General features: G+C 59.7%; 14 protein-coding genes, 4 tRNA genes and 1 riboswitch. Of the genes, 12 read left to right on the top strand and 6 right to left on the bottom strand.

Annotation, left to right across the window (positions count from 1 at the left end; translation table 11 throughout):
* Positions 1–43: 43 nt before the first annotated feature.
* The 3 genes from astB (at position 44) to astE (ending at position 2788) form a co-directional block, all read left to right on the top strand.
* The gene (astB, locus tag IFT47_RS02390) at positions 44–1390 is read left to right on the top strand and encodes an N-succinylarginine dihydrolase (protein WP_192171004.1); all 1347 of its coding nucleotides are present in this window, start codon (positions 44–46) and stop codon (positions 1388–1390) included.
* 76 nt (positions 1391–1466) lie between these two features.
* On the top strand, positions 1467–1760 hold the full coding sequence (locus tag IFT47_RS02385; RefSeq protein WP_065986195.1) for a topoisomerase II: 294 nt from the start codon (positions 1467–1469) through the stop codon (positions 1758–1760).
* Positions 1761–1780: 20 nt separating this feature from the next.
* Complete coding sequence (astE, locus tag IFT47_RS02380; RefSeq protein WP_192171005.1) at positions 1781–2788, top strand: succinylglutamate desuccinylase; 1008 nt, start codon at positions 1781–1783, stop codon at positions 2786–2788.
* A 291-nt stretch (positions 2789–3079) separates the two neighbouring features.
* On the opposite strand, the gene IFT47_RS02375 is transcribed toward astE, so the two are convergent.
* On the bottom strand, positions 3080–3574 hold the full coding sequence (locus IFT47_RS02375) for a 6,7-dimethyl-8-ribityllumazine synthase (RefSeq protein WP_192171006.1): 495 nt from the start codon (positions 3572–3574) through the stop codon (positions 3080–3082).
* Between the two features lie 126 nt (positions 3575–3700).
* Positions 3701–3859, bottom strand: a riboswitch (FMN riboswitch).
* Positions 3860–4042: 183 nt separating this feature from the next.
* Here IFT47_RS02375 and ltaE point away from each other — a divergent pair.
* The 8 genes from ltaE to mgtE all read left to right on the top strand — a co-directional run bounded on the left by ltaE (position 4043) and on the right by mgtE (position 12342).
* Positions 4043–5047, top strand: coding sequence for a low-specificity L-threonine aldolase (gene ltaE, locus IFT47_RS02370; protein WP_192171007.1), 1005 nt, complete (start codon positions 4043–4045; stop codon positions 5045–5047).
* Between the two features lie 142 nt (positions 5048–5189).
* A complete protein-coding gene (alaS, locus tag IFT47_RS02365) occupies positions 5190–7808 on the top strand; it encodes an alanine--tRNA ligase (protein ID WP_192171008.1) in 2619 nt (872 codons plus the stop codon).
* A gap of 90 nt (positions 7809–7898) precedes the next feature.
* Positions 7899–9131: an aspartate kinase gene (locus tag IFT47_RS02360; protein WP_065986190.1), complete on the top strand. Its 1233-nt coding sequence runs from the start codon at positions 7899–7901 to the stop codon at positions 9129–9131.
* A gap of 178 nt (positions 9132–9309) precedes the next feature.
* A complete protein-coding gene (gene csrA / locus IFT47_RS02355) occupies positions 9310–9498 on the top strand; it encodes a carbon storage regulator CsrA (protein WP_002554426.1) in 189 nt (62 codons plus the stop codon).
* 62 nt (positions 9499–9560) lie between these two features.
* Positions 9561–9651, top strand: a tRNA-Ser gene (locus IFT47_RS02350).
* 107 nt (positions 9652–9758) lie between these two features.
* Positions 9759–9835: transfer RNA gene (locus tag IFT47_RS02345), tRNA-Arg, on the top strand.
* A 139-nt stretch (positions 9836–9974) separates the two neighbouring features.
* Positions 9975–10051, top strand: a tRNA-Arg gene (locus IFT47_RS02340).
* A gap of 848 nt (positions 10052–10899) precedes the next feature.
* Positions 10900–12342: a magnesium transporter gene (mgtE, locus tag IFT47_RS02335; protein ID WP_192171009.1), complete on the top strand. Its 1443-nt coding sequence runs from the start codon at positions 10900–10902 to the stop codon at positions 12340–12342.
* 126 nt (positions 12343–12468) lie between these two features.
* Here the strand turns inward: mgtE and IFT47_RS02330 are convergent, their stop codons facing one another.
* The 3 genes from IFT47_RS02330 to IFT47_RS02320 all read right to left on the bottom strand — a co-directional run bounded on the left by IFT47_RS02330 (position 12469) and on the right by IFT47_RS02320 (position 13730).
* Entirely contained in the window at positions 12469–12795 is a 327-nt protein-coding gene (locus IFT47_RS02330; protein ID WP_192171010.1) for an Arc family DNA-binding protein, read from the bottom strand.
* A gap of 414 nt (positions 12796–13209) precedes the next feature.
* The gene (locus IFT47_RS02325) at positions 13210–13407 is read right to left on the bottom strand and encodes a PA3371 family protein (protein WP_192171011.1); all 198 of its coding nucleotides are present in this window, start codon (positions 13405–13407) and stop codon (positions 13210–13212) included.
* A 74-nt stretch (positions 13408–13481) separates the two neighbouring features.
* Positions 13482–13730, bottom strand: a complete 249-nt coding sequence (locus IFT47_RS02320) for a hypothetical protein (protein ID WP_192171012.1) — start codon at positions 13728–13730, stop codon at positions 13482–13484.
* 285 nt (positions 13731–14015) lie between these two features.
* Between IFT47_RS02320 and IFT47_RS02315 the strand changes: the two genes are divergently transcribed.
* Positions 14016–14087, top strand: a tRNA-Arg gene (locus tag IFT47_RS02315).
* A gap of 83 nt (positions 14088–14170) precedes the next feature.
* On the opposite strand, the gene IFT47_RS02310 is transcribed toward IFT47_RS02315, so the two are convergent.
* A complete protein-coding gene (locus tag IFT47_RS02310) occupies positions 14171–15748 on the bottom strand; it encodes a sensor domain-containing diguanylate cyclase (protein ID WP_192171013.1) in 1578 nt (525 codons plus the stop codon).
* Between the two features lie 22 nt (positions 15749–15770).
* A complete protein-coding gene (locus tag IFT47_RS02305; RefSeq protein ID WP_192171014.1) occupies positions 15771–16367 on the bottom strand; it encodes a chemotaxis protein CheB in 597 nt (198 codons plus the stop codon).
* Positions 16368–16380: the final 13 nt, after the last annotated feature.

The following is a 16380-nucleotide window of genomic DNA, read 5'->3' as shown; positions in this document are numbered from 1 at the left end:
TCGAAGAATGTGCACATAAAAACAGATCCACGGAGCCTCACCGATGAAATCCTGTGAAGTCAACTTTGACGGTCTAGTGGGCCCGACCCACAACTACGGTGGGCTGTCCTACGGCAACGTCGCGTCCCAGAACAACTGCCAGCAATCCTCCAATCCGCGCGAGGCCGCTTTGCAGGGGCTGGCCAAGATGAAAGCGCTGATGGAGATGGGTTTTACCCAGGGCGTGCTGGCCCCCCAGGAACGTCCTGACGTGGCCGGTCTGCGCAAGTTGGGCTTCAGCGGCAGCGACGCACAGGTCATCGAGCGCGCGGCCAAAGAGTCGATGCCGCTGCTGGCCGCCAGTTGCTCGGCGTCGAGCATGTGGGTGGCCAACGCCGCCACGGTCAGCCCGAGCGCCGACACCGCCGACGGCCGCGTGCATTTCACCGCCGCCAACCTCAACTGCAAATACCACCGCAGCATCGAGCACCCGACCACCAGCCGCGTGCTCGGCGCGATGTTCGCCGATCAGCAGCATTTCGCCCACCATGCGGCGCTGCCTGCCGTTGCCCAGTTCGGCGACGAAGGCGCGGCCAACCACACGCGCTTCTGCCGCAGCTACGGGGAGCCCGGCGTCGAGTTTTTCGTCTTCGGCCGCGCCGCGTTCGACAGCCGTTTCCCCGCGCCGCAGAAATACCCGGCCCGCCAGACCCTCGAAGCGTCCCAGGCCGTTGCGCGTCTGCATGGCCTGAGCGCCGAAGGCGTCGTCTTCGCCCAGCAGAACCCGGCCGTGATCGATCAGGGCGTGTTTCATAACGACGTGATCTCGGTGGGCAATGGCGAGGTCCTGTTCTATCACGAGGACGCATTCCTCAATACCGAGCCCATGCTCGCCGAACTGCACAACAAACTCGGTCAACGTGGCGGTCGCTTCCAGGCCATTTGCGTGCCGCGCAGTGAGGTAGCCGTGGAAGACGCGGTGCGTTCGTACCTGTTCAACAGCCAGTTGCTGTCCCGCGCCGACGGTTCGATGCTGCTGATCGTGCCGGAAGAATGCCGCAGCAACGAGCGCGTTTGGCATTACCTGCAGCGCCTGCTTGCGGACGACAGCCCGATCAGTGAGGTCAAGGTATTCGATCTCAAGCAGAGCATGCAGAACGGTGGCGGCCCGGCGTGCCTGCGTCTTCGCGTGGCCCTGAATGAAACCGAACTGGCGGCGGTCAATCCAGGCGTTATCATGACCGCGCCGCTGTACGACACGCTGACGCAGTGGGTCGACAAGCACTATCGCGACCGCATGAGCGACAGTGATCTGGCCGATCCCCAACTGCTGATTGAATGCCGTACGGCGCTGGACGAGCTGACGCAGCACCTGAAACTGGGCGCGGTCTATCCTTTCCAGATCAACTGATGCACCCCATCCGTTACGCCTGCGCCCGAGCGGCGTCAGGCGGCGATGTTTTTGCTTTTACAGAGAGAGTTTTGCCATGACCGACGCGCTGCGTTTGATCCTCGAAGACACCGACGGCACTCAGCTGGAAACGTCCTGCACCCGTCTTGCCGTTATCTGGCAGGGCAAAGAAGTCTGGATTCAACAGGACGGCCGTGGCCAGTTGCTGATCGGCGTTGACGTCGAAGAAGGCGATGCCGAATACGCCAACCTGCTGCTGCGTCCATTGGCGACCAACCTGGTCAGCCTGCAGCTGGAAATGGAACCGGCTGACATGAGCGGCGACGACGAAGAAGGCCACGTGCACGGCCCTGACTGCACCCACGACTAAGCCTGCGCAGGAAGCTCCCCATGCTCGCCCTCGGCAAACTGCTTGAACTGACCCTCGCGGGTCGCGAACCCGCGGAAAAGACTCAGCTGACCGTCGACGGCGTTCGCATGCGCTGGCTCGCCGAGGGGGCGCTGGAAGTCCGGCCTCCCGAAGCGCGGGGCAATGGCACCGACCTGCTGCTGTCCGCCGGCATCCACGGCAATGAAACCGCGCCCATCGAGTTGCTCGACGCGCTGATTCACGCCATCGCCCGGGGCGAACTCAAGCCTCGCGCACGTATTCTGTTCCTGTTCGGCAATCCCGAAGCGATGCGCAGCGGCGGGCGTTACGTCGAGCAGGACGTCAACCGGCTGTTCAATGGCCGTCATGAGCACAGCGGCGGCAGCGAAGCCTTGCGCGCCTGCGAACTCGAGCGTCTGGCCGCCAGCTTCTTCAATATTCCGGGCCGCTACCGCCTGCATTACGACCTGCACACGGCGATTCGCGGTTCGAAGATCGAGCAGTTCGCGCTGTATCCGTGGAAGGAGGGTCGCGCTCACTCCCGCCGCGAACTCGCCCGGCTGCGCACTGCCGGCATGGAAGCGGTGCTGCTGCAGAACAAGTCGTCGATCGTGTTCAGCGCCTACACCTACGACAAGCTCGACGCCGAAGCCTTCACCCTGGAATTGGGCAAGGCACGCCCGTTCGGGCAGAACCAGCAGGTCAATCTCGACAAGCTGAAATCCTGCCTCGAACGCCTGATCACCGGCACCGAAGCCGATGAGCCTGGGGATCTGGCCGGGTTGCAGCTGTTCAGCGTAGCCCGGGAGATCATCAAGCACAGCGACGCCTTCCGCCTGAACTTGCCAGCGGACATCGAGAACTTCACGGAACTGGAAAAAGGCTACGTGCTGGCCGAAGACCTGGCCGATTCACGCTGGGTCATAGAAGAAGAGGGCGCCCGGATCATCTTCCCCAACCCGAACGTCAAGAACGGGCTGCGGGCGGGGATTCTGATCGTGCCGGCGACGGAAGAGACATTGGCCTGACGCGACCTGTTCAAATCGCAGTCGCTCAATGATTGCAGGAGCGCACTTGGTTGTGACGGCTCTGGTTGAGTCAGGCGGGGCATCGGTGATTTTCCCGCTAATGCGGACTTGTGGGAGCCGAGCTTGCTCGCGAAGGGGCCGGTACATCCGCTAAATTTGTAGCGGCTGAAATGCCGTCTTCGTGAGCAAGCTCACTCCCACATGACCGTGTTCACTACGCCACATTGCGGTGTTTTCAACGGCCCTATATATCTTGCCGTTGAAGTGCCGGTTTCAGTGGGCGCCTCGTGATCAACCCGCCGCTTTCTGCCCCTCACTCACCCGACGCACTGCACGCAGCTTTGTCAGCGTGTCCGCGCAGGTCTTGGCCGCTTCCTGACCCTTGTGTACGAAGTGATCGAAGAAGAACTTCTGGTGCTCTTCACCGGCGTGGAAGTGGTGCGGGGTCAGCACGACCGAGAAGACTGGCACTTCGGTTTCCAACTGAACCTGCATCAGCGCGCTGATCACCGATTGCGCGACGAACTCGTGGCGATAGATGCCGCCGTCGACCACAAGACCTGCAGCCACGACACCGCCGTAGCGACCTGACTTGGCCAGCAACTTGGCGTGAAGCGGGATTTCGAACGCGCCGCCGACTTCAAAGAAATCGATGTCGGTCTCGGCGTAACCGTGTTGCGCCATCTCGGCGACAAAGCCCTTGCGCGCCTGATCGACGATTTCCTTGTGCCAGCAGGCTTGAATGAAGGCGATGCGCTCGTGAGCGTGAATGGCGGTAGGTTGCATGTGTTCTGACTCCTGTTTAATGAAAAAAACAGGGCGTTTTGGATCGAATGGGATGCCAGGGTACGTGCGAAACCGTCCGCGACGCCAAGCGCCTGGATTGGTCTCGAAACGATCCTGTTGTGCCAGTCCCGTTCTCTCTTCATCCGGACTATACCGTCGGCCCCGGGATCACACCGGGTCTGCTGACCTTGCATCGAGGGTAAGCTCGCTGCAAGCGCTCGCGGGCTAGACGTATTGCGCGCCATTACCGCCGGTGGGGAATCGCACCCCGCCCTGAGAACGTTGCCAACGGCGTTTTCCGTCGGCGTGCAGTTTGTAACATAGATTTCCGGGATTCGCTTGGAGCCTTTTTGATGGTTTTCATCAGCTTTTCTTATAAGGCGTCTTGGCATTCCAGTCCCAAGCCTTGATTATCGATGCCCCGGGCCTCAGAACTGAGGCTCGACCCTAATGAACGGGAGCTTCATCGTGGCGGTTATCGATCTGCGCAGTGACACCGTGACTCAACCCTCGGCCGGCATGCGCGACGCCATGGCCAGCGCGCCCCTTGGCGATGACGTGTATGGCGAAGACCCGACGGTCAACCGGCTGGAATCGTGGCTGGCGGAGCGTCTCGGTTTTGCCGCCGCGCTGTTCGTGCCGACCGGCACCATGAGCAACCTGCTCGGCCTGATGGCTCACTGCGAGCGCGGTGACGAATACATCGTCGGCCAGCAGGCGCACACCTACAAATACGAAGGCGGCGGCGCGGCGGTGCTCGGCTCGATCCAGCCTCAACCCCTCGACAACCAGGCGGACGGATCGCTGGACCTGAATCAGGTCGCCGCCGCCATCAAGGCCGACGACTTTCATTTCGCCCGCACCCGCTTGCTGGCCCTGGAAAACACCATGCAGGGCAAGGTCTTGCCGATGGAATACCTCGCGGCGGCCCGGGCATTCACCCGGGAAAAAGGGCTGAATCTGCACCTCGACGGCGCTCGCCTGTACAACGCCTCCGTCAAACTGGGCGTGGACGCGCGTGAGATTGCCCGGCATTTCGATTCGGTTTCCGTGTGCTTGTCCAAAGGGCTCGGCGCGCCGGTCGGCTCAGTGCTGTGCGGCTCAAGTGAGTTCATCGCCAAGGCCCGGCGTCTGCGCAAGATGGTCGGCGGCGGCATGCGTCAGGCTGGCATCCTGGCAGCAGCGGGGTTGTACGCGCTGGAGCATCAGGTCGAGCGTCTGGCCGACGACCACGCCAATGCCACCGCCTTGGGCAAAGCGCTTGCGGACCTCGGTTTTGACGTAGAGCCGGTGCAGACCAACATGGTTTACGTACGGATCGGCGATCGCGCCCAGGCGCTCAACGCCCTGTGTGCCGAGCGCGGTATCGTGCTGAGTGCTGCGCCGCGGTTGCGCATGGTCACCCATCTGGATGTGACGGCTGCGCATCTGGACAAGGTGGTTGCGGCATTTGCCGAATTTGGCGTTCGCTGATCGGGTGATCAGCCCGATTGCCGGTTTCTATCGAATAACACGCTGTACCGAGCGTACAACGCCTATATAATGCGGCCCTTTGCCGTCGCTGCGTCGAACGACGCTATGCATGTGCCAGGCCGCAGTTTCCGTGGAAGAACCTATGAAAAGCGCAGAAATCCGTGAAGCCTTCCTTCGCTTCTTCGAAGAGCAAGGCCACACCCGAGTCGCCTCCAGCTCCCTGATCCCGGGCAACGACCCAACCCTGCTGTTCACCAACGCAGGCATGAACCAGTTCAAGGATTGCTTCCTCGGCCAGGAAAAACGGGCCTACACCCGCGCCGTGAGCAGCCAGAAGTGCGTGCGTGCCGGTGGCAAGCACAACGACCTGGAAAACGTCGGTTACACCGCGCGTCACCACACCTTCTTCGAGATGCTGGGCAACTTCAGCTTCGGCGACTACTTCAAGCGCGACGCAATCACCTACGCGTGGACCTTCCTGACCGGCGTGCTGAACCTGCCCAAGGAAAAACTCTGGGTCACGGTTTACGCCTCGGACGACGAAGCCTACGACATCTGGACCAAGGAAATCGGCGTGCCGGCCGAGCGCATGGTGCGCATCGGTGACAACAAGGGCGCGCCGTACGCCTCCGACAACTTCTGGACGATGGGCGACACCGGCCCGTGCGGCCCGTGCACCGAGATCTTCTACGACCACGGCGCCGACATCTGGGGTGGCCCGCCGGGTTCGCCGGAAGAAGACGGCGACCGCTACATCGAGATCTGGAACAACGTGTTCATGCAGTTCAACCGCACGGCCGACGGCGTTCTGCACCCGCTGCCAGCGCCATCGGTCGACACCGGCATGGGCCTCGAGCGCGTCAGCGCCGTCCTGCAACACGTCAATTCCAACTACGAAATCGACCTGTTCCAGAGCCTGCTCGCCGCTGCTGCAAAAGCCATTGGTTGCAGCAACGACAATCAAGCGTCGCTTAAAGTCGTCGCCGACCACATCCGTTCGTGCGGCTTCCTGATCGCCGACGGCGTGCTGCCGTCCAATGAAGGCCGTGGCTACGTGCTGCGCCGCATCATTCGTCGCGCTTGCCGTCACGGTAACAAGCTGGGCGCCAAGGGCAGCTTCTTCTACCAGATCGTCGCCGCACTCGTCGCCGAAATGGGCGAAGCCTTCCCTGAGCTGAAAAACCAGCAGGCGCACATCGAGCGCGTGCTCAAGGCCGAAGAAGAGCAGTTCGCCAAAACCCTGGAGCAGGGCTTGAAGATCCTCGAGCAGGATCTCGCCGAACTCAAGGGCACCATCGTCCCCGGCGATGTGGTGTTCAAGCTCTACGACACCTACGGTTTCCCGATGGACCTGACCGGCGACATCGCCCGCGAACGCAACCTGACCCTCGACGAGGCCGGTTTCGAACGTGAGATGGATGCCCAGCGTGAACGTGCGCGTTCCGCCAGTTCCTTCGGCATGGACTACAACAGCCTGGTCAAGGTTGACGTGGCCACGCAGTTCACCGGTTACAAAGCCACCGCAGGCGAGGCCAAGGTCGTCGCCCTGTACAAAGACGGCCTCGCGGTCGAGCAATTGAGTGAAGGCGAGGACGGCGTGGTCATCCTCGACCAGACCCCGTTCTACGCAGAGTCCGGCGGCCAGATTGGCGACAGCGGTTACCTGACCGCGGGCGATGCGCGCTTCGACGTGAGCGACACTACCAAGACCGGCGGCGCGTTCCTGCACCACGGTGTTCAAGTGTCGGGCAGCCTGAAAGTCGGCACCACCGTCAGCACCGAAGTGGCTGCCGAAGTTCGCCAGGCCACGTCGTTGAACCACTCCGCCACGCACTTGCTGCACGCGGCTTTGCGCCAGGTGTTGGGCGATCACGTTCAGCAGAAAGGCTCGCTGGTCGACAGTCAGCGCCTGCGTTTCGACTTCAGCCACTTCGAAGCCATCAAGCCCGAGCAGATCAAGGCGCTTGAAGACATCGTCAACGCCGAAGTCCGCAAGAATACGGCCGTCGAGACTGAAGAAACCGACATCGAGACCGCCAAGAAGAAAGGCGCCATGGCGTTGTTCGGCGAGAAGTATGGCGACAACGTCCGCGTGCTGAGCATGGGCGGCGGTTTCTCGGTCGAGCTGTGCGGTGGCATTCACGCCAACCGTACCGGCGACATCGCGCTGTTCAAGATCATCAGCGAAAGCGGTGTGGCCGCAGGCGTGCGCCGTATCGAAGCGGTCACCGGCGCCGTGGCGCTGGAGTACTTGAACGCGGCTGGAGAACAACTGAAGGAAGCCGCGAACCTGGTCAAAGGCAATCGCGACAACGTTCTGGACAAGCTGTCGGCGGTGCTGGAACGCAATCGTCTGCTGGAAAAACAACTGGAACAACTGCAGGCCAAGGCGGCCAGTGCTGCGGGCGACGATCTGTCGGGCTCGGCAGTGGACGTCAAAGGCGTCAAGGTTCTTGCTGCCCGTCTCGACGGTCAGGATGGCAAGGCGCTGCTGGCCCTGGTTGACCAATTGAAGAACAAGCTCGGCCGCGCAGTGATCCTGCTCGGCGGGGTGCATGAAGACAAGGTCGTGCTGGTGGCAGGCGTCACCAAAGACCTGACTGGCCAACTCAAAGCCGGTGATTTGATGAAGCAAGCGGCTGCCGCTGTAGGCGGTAAAGGCGGCGGTCGTCCTGACATGGCGCAAGGCGGCGGTGTTGATGCTGCCGGACTCGAAGCAGCGCTGGCACTGGCTGTTCCGTTCGCCGAACAAGGTATTTAAGTCGACCCACCCGGGGCCCGTCGTTCGGGTCCCGGCGCTTCGCGGTTTGAATGATAACGGGCGCCCTTCATGGGCTGAGGCGGCTTTGAGATGGCTTTAATCGTACAAAAGTTTGGCGGCACCTCGGTGGGCTCGGTAGAGCGCATCGAACAGGTGGCCGACAAGGTCAAGAAATTCCGTGATGCGGGCGATGATCTGGTGGTCGTGCTTTCGGCCATGAGCGGCGAAACCAATCGCCTGATCGAACTGGCCCGGCAAATCAGCGACCAACCGGTGCCACGCGAGCTGGACGTCATCGTTTCCACCGGCGAGCAGGTCACTATTGCACTGCTGGCCATGGCGCTGATCAAGCGCGGCGTTCCGGCTGTGTCGTATACCGGCAATCAGGTTCGCATTCTCACCGACAGCGCCCATAACAAGGCGCGGATTCTGCAGATCGATGATCAGAAGATTCGCGCTGACCTGAAGGCCGGTCGTGTGGTGGTGGTCGCCGGTTTCCAGGGTGTCGATGAAGACGGCAACATCACGACCCTGGGTCGTGGCGGTTCCGACACCACCGGCGTGGCGCTGGCCGCGGCATTGAAAGCCGATGAATGCCAGATCTACACCGACGTCGATGGCGTCTATACGACTGACCCGCGTGTTGTGTCGCAGGCCCAGCGGCTGGACAAGATCACCTTCGAAGAAATGCTGGAGATGGCGAGCCTCGGTTCAAAGGTCCTGCAGATCCGTGCGGTGGAATTCGCCGGCAAGTACAACGTCCCGCTGCGCGTACTGCACAGCTTCAAGGAGGGTCCAGGCACCCTCATTACCATTGATGAAGAGGAATCCATGGAACAGCCGATCATTTCGGGCATCGCCTTCAACCGCGACGAAGCCAAGCTGACCATCCGTGGCGTGCCAGACACCCCGGGCGTTGCGTTCAAGATTCTCGGCCCGATCAGCGGCGCGAACATCGAAGTCGACATGATCGTGCAGAACGTTTCGCACGATAACACCACCGATTTCACCTTCACCGTTCACCGCAATGATTACCAGGCCGCGCTGCAGGTTCTGCAGAACACCGCCAACGAAATCGGCGCTCGCGAAGTCATTGGCGACACCAAGATCGCCAAGGTTTCCATCGTCGGTGTCGGCATGCGTTCCCATGCCGGGGTTGCCAGCCGCATGTTCGAAGCGCTGGCCAAGGAGAGCATCAACATTCAGATGATCTCGACGTCCGAAATCAAGGTCTCGGTGGTGATCGAGGAGAAGTACCTGGAGTTGGCCGTGCGCGCGCTGCACACTGCCTTCGAACTCGACGCACCGCGTCAGGGCGAGTAAGCCTTGAGCAGAGGGCGCGGTTTCTGCTGCGCCTTCTGCGAGTGGATGTGCGCAAGTCGCTATTCTTTTTCCGGCGCTGGTCGATACTGAGGCATGGACCTGCGGCCTCTGGCTCGGGATCATGCCGTTTGTCTGTGCAGACTGTAATCCCTTGAATGTAAGCCGTAAGGAGATAGGTATGCTGATTCTGACTCGCCGGTGCGCGGAAAGTCTGATCATTGGTGATGGTGAAATCACCGTGACCGTGCTCGGCGTAAAAGGCAATCAGGTGCGCATTGGGGTCAACGCGCCCAAGGAAGTGGCTGTTCACCGCGAAGAGATTTACCTGCGTATAAAGAAAGAGAAGGACGAAGAACCAAGCCATTAATTTTTATTGAATTTTTGGTTTGCAAACGGGGAAAAGGGTGGTTATTATACGCCCCGTGTTGCGGAGAGCTGGCCGAGTGGCCGAAGGCGCTCCCCTGCTAAGGGAGTACACCTCAAAAGGGTGTCGGGGGTTCGAATCCCCCGTTCTCCGCCATTATTTGCGTAGTACGTTGTAATCTGGCTTGATCTGTAAGTTGTTGAATTTACTAGAAAAAGTGCTTGACCAAGAGATTTGACGGCCTATAATGCGCGGCAACAAATGCACTCGTAGCTCAGCTGGATAGAGTACTCGGCTACGAACCGAGCGGTCACAGGTTCGAATCCTGTCGAGTGCACCATTTAAGCGTTGTTTGTAGTGATACGAATAACAGTCTTAAGTTAGAAAGAGCCTGGCTTCAACAGGTCTTCGGAAGCACCACTCACTTCCAGAAGTAAAATGCGATGCCCAGAGGTGAACTGGTTTAAAAAGCGCCATCTGCACTCGTAGCTCAGCTGGATAGAGTACTCGGCTACGAACCGAGCGGTCACAGGTTCGAATCCTGTCGAGTGCACCATAAAACGAAAAGCCCGCATGCAAATGCGGGCTTTTTGCTTTCTGGCGTTTGCCTTTTACACAGCCGTGTTCATCGAATGACACCTGTCTGCTGCGTCCCTTCTTCTCCTCATACACATAACGTACTTCAGCGTTACGGCTGATGATCTTGTCCGGTCGCCCCAGCAAGTTTTCCACGTCGCGTTTGCTCATTCCCGTTGGCGTCTGCTGATTGATAATCGCCTTGCGACGCTGCTCCGCGCTCAGGATATTTCCGCAACCATCATCGCGCTGACCCACGACCACCACTTCGTTACTTTTGCGCTTTTGCAGGGCGTCCGTTTTTGCAGGCGGAGGAGGGAGTGTGAAGGTCGTGCCTGAAGCCGGGTTGATGCCCTGCGCCGCTGTCGTGTGCCCGCTGGGGCAAGCCAGTGTGGTGAACGTCACGTTGCCGCTCTGATCCTGGCAGCGATTGACGGTGGTTGCGCCTGCGCCGAGTGGCGAAAACAGCAGCAGGGTGATGAAGAGCTTTTCAGTGTTCAGCGGCATCGCGATGTCCTCCCTGACCAGTGTCCGAGAAGGGTAGCGATGAGGATTTCTCGCGGCGAGCGGGTTTTGTTCACCGGATGTGACCGGGCGTCCTCGCTGACTCGGACAGCGATGAACGTTGTGTTGCAACCGATTGTTTCACGTTGAATTTTTAGCCTCCCGCCACGGCAAGCGGTGTATGATTGCGCCCGTCAGCCCCGCCGGGGCTTGTGGACTACCTCCATGGACTTACCCAGTAGCAACTCAACACTAAGTTTCACCAATCAAGAATCGACTGATTGATCTTCTGGCGGGTTCCACTGCTGGGAGTGGAGTTCGCCTATGACCCAAATCGAAGTAAAAAAGACGCAGGAAAGCCTTCAGGATCGTCTCGCCCAAGTCATCGACTTGCTGCAACGTCAGCGTATCGTCGAAGACCTGACACACCGTCAGGAAGGCCAGCACCAGGATCGCGTCGAGAACCTCGTTCACCGGCAGAACCTCGTCGAGCTGCAGCGTAAGCTCGACGACCTGCACTCCGCCGACGTTGCCTATATCCTCGAAGCACTTCCCCTCGAAGACCGTCTGACGGTCTGGCAGTTGGTGAAGGCCGAGCGTGACGGCGACATCCTTCTCGAAGTGTCCGATTCCGTTCGGGAAACCCTGATCGCCGACATGGACGATCACGAGCTGCTGGCCGCCGCCAAGGAAATGGACGCCGACGAGCTCGCCGACCTTGCGCCAGAGCTGCCGCGCGATGTTGTCCATGAGCTGATGGAGGCGCTGGACAGCCAGCAGCGCGAGCGCGTGCGCTCCGCCCTGTCCTATGACGAGGAGCAGGTCGGCGCCCTGATGGACTTCGAGATGGTGACCATCCGCGAGGATGTCAGCCTGGAAGTCGTTCTGCGCTATCTGCGCCGTCTGAAAGAGCTGCCCGGTCACACTGACAAACTGTTCGTGGTTGACTCCGATGGCGTGCTCAAGGGCGTTCTGCCCATCAAGCGTCTGCTGGTCAACGACCCCGAGAAGCAAGTGTCAGAGGTCATGGCCAGTGATCCGGTGAGTTTCCATCCAGATGGCGATGCCTATGAAGCCGCCCAGGCGTTCGAACGTTACGACTTGATTTCCTCCCCGGTGGTCGACAAGAACGGCAAGCTGATCGGCCGTCTCACCATCGATGAGATGGTCGACCTCATCCGTGAGGAGAGCGAGACCGAAGTGCTCAACATGGCGGGTCTGCGGGAGGAGGAGGACATCTTCGCCTCCGTCTGGCGATCCCTGCGCAACCGCTGGTCCTGGCTGGCCGTCAACCTGATTACTGCCTTTCTCGCCTCGCGGGTGATCGGCCTGTTCGAAGGCTCCATCGAGAAGCTGGTGGCGCTTGCAGCATTGATGCCGATCGTGGCAGGGATTGGGGGTAACTCGGGCAATCAGACCATCACAATGATTGTTCGGGCCATGGCCCTCGATCAGGTCAACACCGGCAATACCTCACGCCTGATGCGCAAGGAGCTGGGCGTCGCGCTCATCAACGGCCTAGTGTGGGGCGGGGTGATAGGGATCGTCGCTTATCTGCTGTATCACAGCTGGTCCCTTGGGGTGGTGATGACCGTCGCCATGACATTGAATCTCCTGCTGGCGGCATTGATGGGTGTGTTGATCCCGATGACCCTCGCGCGGTTCGGTCGCGATCCGGCGATGGGCGCCAGTGTGATGATCACGGCCATGACCGACAGCGGCGGGTTCTTCATCTTTCTCGGGCTGGCGACATTATTTTTACTCTGACCCCCACGGTTCAAACAAAGCCGCCTTCAGGGCGGTTTTTTAATGGGCGCGAAACACCGGCGGCATTAATTTCAGGCACAAAAAAGCCAGCAGAGCGCTGGCTTTCAAGTCTCTGGTTTAAACGACTTATTTGTCGTCGTTTGCCAGGCTAGTGTCGTGTGCAATCAGGGAAACCAGTGCGTTCTGCTGGCGGTGAGCCAACTGACGGAAGCGCTGCAGCAGCTCGCGTTCGTGAAGCGAAAGCTCAGGGCTGTCCAGGCGCAGACTTGGCTCGTCACCCAGTGAACCTTCCTGAATCAGACTCTGCTCAAGACGCGCAATAATTTCCGAGTTCATGCTGCGATGATGATGTTTGGCAACGTCCGCAATACGCTCGCGCATGCCTTCCGGTAGACGAACTACGAACTTGTCAGCTGTGCGACTGGAATAATTGGCCTGTTTCATAGGGCTCATATATTTAACCGAATTAGTTCAAAGAGAGAGGCGGTTCTTGCATTAGGCCGCGAGATGTCATGCTCTGACTGTCTTTTAGCTGAAATGTTCAACCACCCGCATAAAGGACCGCCATCCTGCATCAATACGTCGGATCCTTGGCGTCAAATGTGTGACAAATATTGAACTAGATAAAGGCTTTTAGCCAGCACCAATTATCCGAAATGCGTTCTGGTTTGCAAAGTGGATAATGAACATCCCGACAGCGCTGGACGACGCCGTGATGGCTATCTGTCTCCAGCGTAGTGGGAGAGTGGGGATAATACGAGGGGCCAGTCAAGAAAGAGACGAAGGGTCGAATGCTTCGAGGCAACTCACGCTTCAGGAGAGCCGCCGGAGAGATGGCGATTGCCTTGGCGCCAGATCAGCGAGCGCTCAGGGCTTGGCCTGGCGTAATACCGGATCGAACTTGATACGGCGGCCCACGAACAGCGCTGCCACGAACAGGCTGGCGAAAATACCGGCAGCTGCTTTAGCCAAGGTGCTCAGGGTTTCCATTGACGGATCCATGAGCTGGTCTGCGGCGATAGCCATCAGGGCCAAGATCAGGAACGAAATTGCTGCTTTGGACATAGCTGCTCTCTAATGGGGTGCTCTCTGACAGAGGGCGGGTCGGAGCCGTTGGAATGACTGACAGTGACTGTTGATCAAAACACCCAGCGTTCCGAGCGGATAACCGGCACGGCTTCTTCATTGTCATGGGCCAGAATGGCTTCTGTGCCTTGGCTTGGCATGGCTGCGAACCGCGGGGTCTGTTGCAGGAGGTAATGAGGCTGAGCCTGGACGGCGACGGTCTCTGACTTCACCGCCTCTGACTGGCTGCCATCACCCTGAAAATGAAAAGCGACCAATGCGGCAAGCGCGGCAGCGTTGAGCAGGGACAGTGTCATGTTCATCTCGGGTACCTTCGCTGGGACGGCGTTCAGAGGGTGATTCGCGAAGGTAACTAGTGCAGTCTGCGTGCCAATCTCTATGGCGGATAAATCCCTTATAAACCAATAGCATAGATCGCATTTTAGGGATTGTAGGGTTGCGATTTGCAATATGGCCCATGGCCGCCCTTGCATTCTGCACGATAACCCTCTGATGTGACTGGCAGGCAGCATCCTACGGCCCCTGTTGATAATGACGACATGACAAGCCAGCGCCTTGTCGTTAAGATGCACGCCGTCTGTTTTGGTGTCCTCTTAGTTCAACGGATAGAACGAGCCCCTCCTAAGGGCTAGATGCAGGTTCGATTCCTGCAGGGGACATATCTGATCTACTCCTCCCGCTTCAGCACGTCATCTCTCACATAAAACCTCTCGGTCCCCCGGCCATTCGAACACTCCCTCGTTTATGCGCGCGCGCTCGCTTGAGTGTGCTGATCCGCGTACCACCGATTGCGACCATTATTTTTCGCGTAATAAAGATAGGCATCCGCTGCTTTGATCATGCCGGCAGGCGTCGTGTCTTCCATCGCAGGGAACCTGGCTGTGACGCCGGCACTTGCAGTGACAATCTGCTCGGGGTGATCGGCGTGCGCCAGCGCGAGCCCCCGAATGGCCTGCAGAATGTCCTCGGCGAGAAGGCCCGCGCCCTGGATGTCGGTGTCCGGCAGCAGCACGGTGAATTCCTCGCCACCGTAGCGAACGGCGAGGTCGGCAGGGCGTTTCAACACCCCGCTGATGGCCTGCGCGACCTGCTGGAGACAGTCGTCACCTGCCGCATGGCCGTAGCGGTCGTTGAAGCGTTTGAAGTAATCGATGTCGAGCATGATCAAGGCGAGCGGGTAACGCTGTCGTTTTGCGCGGCCGATCTCGCTGTTGAGCGCCATGTCGAGTCGCCGCCGGTTGCCCAGTCGGGTCAGGCTGTCGGTCAGCGCCATGTCTTTGACCGCCTGATGGGCGAGGCGAATCTCGCTCTCCATGGCCATGCGACCGCGCAACTGCGTGAGGACGATGTAAGCAAATCCGATAAACCCGGCGATCAGGACCAACAGCACGAGTCCGGACTTGAGCAGGTCATGACGCCACGGCCCGACGAAGGACTCTCTCGACAGCCCGGCTGCGACCACCAGCGGATAACTCGACAGCGCACGAAAGCCGTACAACCGGTACGTGCCGTCCACCACGGCTTTGATCTCCACAGTCCCTTCATTGGCGGTCGGCAGGTAGCGTTTGAAGATCTCGCTGTCGGCCAGGCTTTGCCCCACCACGGAATCCATGAACGGACGCCTGACCAGGATCGTGCCGTCCCGCATCGCCAGCACCAGCGCGCCGCGATCATCAATCTTGAAGTCGCCGTAATAATCCATGAAGTAGCTGAGCTTGATAGTCCCCAGCAGCACGCCCGCGAACGAGCCATCAGGATTGTTCAGCCGGCGGGAGACGGGGATGATCAACTCGCCGGTGGAGCGGCTCTTGACCACGTTGCTGATGCGCACGCTTTGATCGGTATGGGTGCGGTGATAGTTGAAGTAGTCCCGGTCTGCGTTGTTTGCGGTGTCCGGGGTCACGTCTTTATCGGTCACGATCCATCGCCCGTCGGCGCCGTAGATGAACAACCCGTGAAGCTGAGGCATGAGTCTGGATTGCTGCGCCATCAGGGCGTGGATACGTGGAACGTCGATATTGGCCAGTCCATCGCCCTCGACACGCTCACCGATGGCGTAGGTCAGGATGTCGACCTGCCTGATGGCGTCCTCCGCGTGCTGCGCCGTGGCACGGGCCAGGTTGGTGACCGAGTCCCGGGCGAAGTCGTAGGCGTGGTTGTAATCGCGCCACGCGCGCCACCCCTCAACCGAAACGAACGTCAGCAGCACCAGAATCATGAATGCGAGGGTGAGGCGAAAGACGGCCGTGTTGCGCCCCGGGCCCAGGTCCAATAGATCGAAGGCGCCTGACGGCGGTGGATGCTGTTCGCCTCCTGGCATGCTCACTGGTCTCCTTTGATAGTCAGCTGTGGACGCTGCCGACCGCTTTGATCAGCGCGTCTGCCATTTCTTCCGCGCTCAGTTGAGGGCTCAACACGGTTTTGCGCATCGTCTCGATCGGCATGCTGGGCACGGGCGCTTCCTCGGGACGCTGGACGAAACTCAACCCGCCGGCGTTCCTGACCTCTACCGCGCCATCCGCACCATCGGAATCGCCGCCTGACAGCACGAGGCAGATCACCCGCTCGCGAAATACGTCGGCAGCTGTGGCGAACAGGCGATCGGCGGCAGGACGTGCGAGGTGCAGCTTGGGGCCGTCGTCTAGATGAATGATCCCGGGGGAGACGATCTCCAGATGCCGGTCAGGAGGTGCCAGGTACACACGGCCAGGCAGTACCGGCTCGCCTTCTTTGCCGTAGCCGACAGGCAGCGTCGAGTAGCGACCGAGCACCGACGCCATGTAGTCCGGACCTGTCGGGTTCGTGTGAATCACGATGAGCAGGGCAGCGGGAAAATCTTTCGGTAGCTTGACGAGCAGGTGCCGCAGGGCTTCCGTGGCGCCTTGCGCACCACCGATCACGATGACATCCCTCATCACTTGCGTGTTTTTAGCGTCCATACCTTTCTTCCTG

It is taken from the genome of Pseudomonas sp. CFBP 13711 (genome assembly GCF_014842265.1).
Classification (GTDB): Bacteria; Pseudomonadota; Gammaproteobacteria; order Pseudomonadales; family Pseudomonadaceae; genus Aquipseudomonas.
Note: the sequence above shows the minus strand (reverse complement) of the source record. Positions and strands in the feature narration are given on the sequence as shown.

What these genes read in the sequence shown, in the direction of transcription:
- IFT47_RS02330 (WP_192171010.1), bottom strand. Translation starts at nt 12,795, where the DNA reads ATGAGCCCTATGAAACAGGCCAATTATTCCAGTCGCACAGCTGACAAG.
- astB (WP_192171004.1), top strand. Translation starts at nt 44, where the DNA reads ATGAAATCCTGTGAAGTCAACTTTGACGGTCTAGTGGGCCCGACCCAC.
- IFT47_RS02320 (WP_192171012.1), bottom strand. Translation starts at nt 13,730, where the DNA reads ATGAACATGACACTGTCCCTGCTCAACGCTGCCGCGCTTGCCGCATTG.
- IFT47_RS02385 (WP_065986195.1), top strand. Translation starts at nt 1,467, where the DNA reads ATGACCGACGCGCTGCGTTTGATCCTCGAAGACACCGACGGCACTCAG.
- IFT47_RS02375 (WP_192171006.1), bottom strand. Translation starts at nt 3,574, where the DNA reads ATGCAACCTACCGCCATTCACGCTCACGAGCGCATCGCCTTCATTCAA.
- alaS (WP_192171008.1), top strand. Translation starts at nt 5,190, where the DNA reads ATGAAAAGCGCAGAAATCCGTGAAGCCTTCCTTCGCTTCTTCGAAGAG.
- IFT47_RS02325 (WP_192171011.1), bottom strand. Translation starts at nt 13,407, where the DNA reads ATGTCCAAAGCAGCAATTTCGTTCCTGATCTTGGCCCTGATGGCTATC.
- IFT47_RS02310 (WP_192171013.1), bottom strand. Translation starts at nt 15,748, where the DNA reads ATGCCAGGAGGCGAACAGCATCCACCGCCGTCAGGCGCCTTCGATCTA.
- astE (WP_192171005.1), top strand. Translation starts at nt 1,781, where the DNA reads ATGCTCGCCCTCGGCAAACTGCTTGAACTGACCCTCGCGGGTCGCGAA.
- csrA (WP_002554426.1), top strand. Translation starts at nt 9,310, where the DNA reads ATGCTGATTCTGACTCGCCGGTGCGCGGAAAGTCTGATCATTGGTGAT.
- IFT47_RS02360 (WP_065986190.1), top strand. Translation starts at nt 7,899, where the DNA reads ATGGCTTTAATCGTACAAAAGTTTGGCGGCACCTCGGTGGGCTCGGTA.
- IFT47_RS02305 (WP_192171014.1), bottom strand. Translation starts at nt 16,367, where the DNA reads ATGGACGCTAAAAACACGCAAGTGATGAGGGATGTCATCGTGATCGGT.
- mgtE (WP_192171009.1), top strand. Translation starts at nt 10,900, where the DNA reads ATGACCCAAATCGAAGTAAAAAAGACGCAGGAAAGCCTTCAGGATCGT.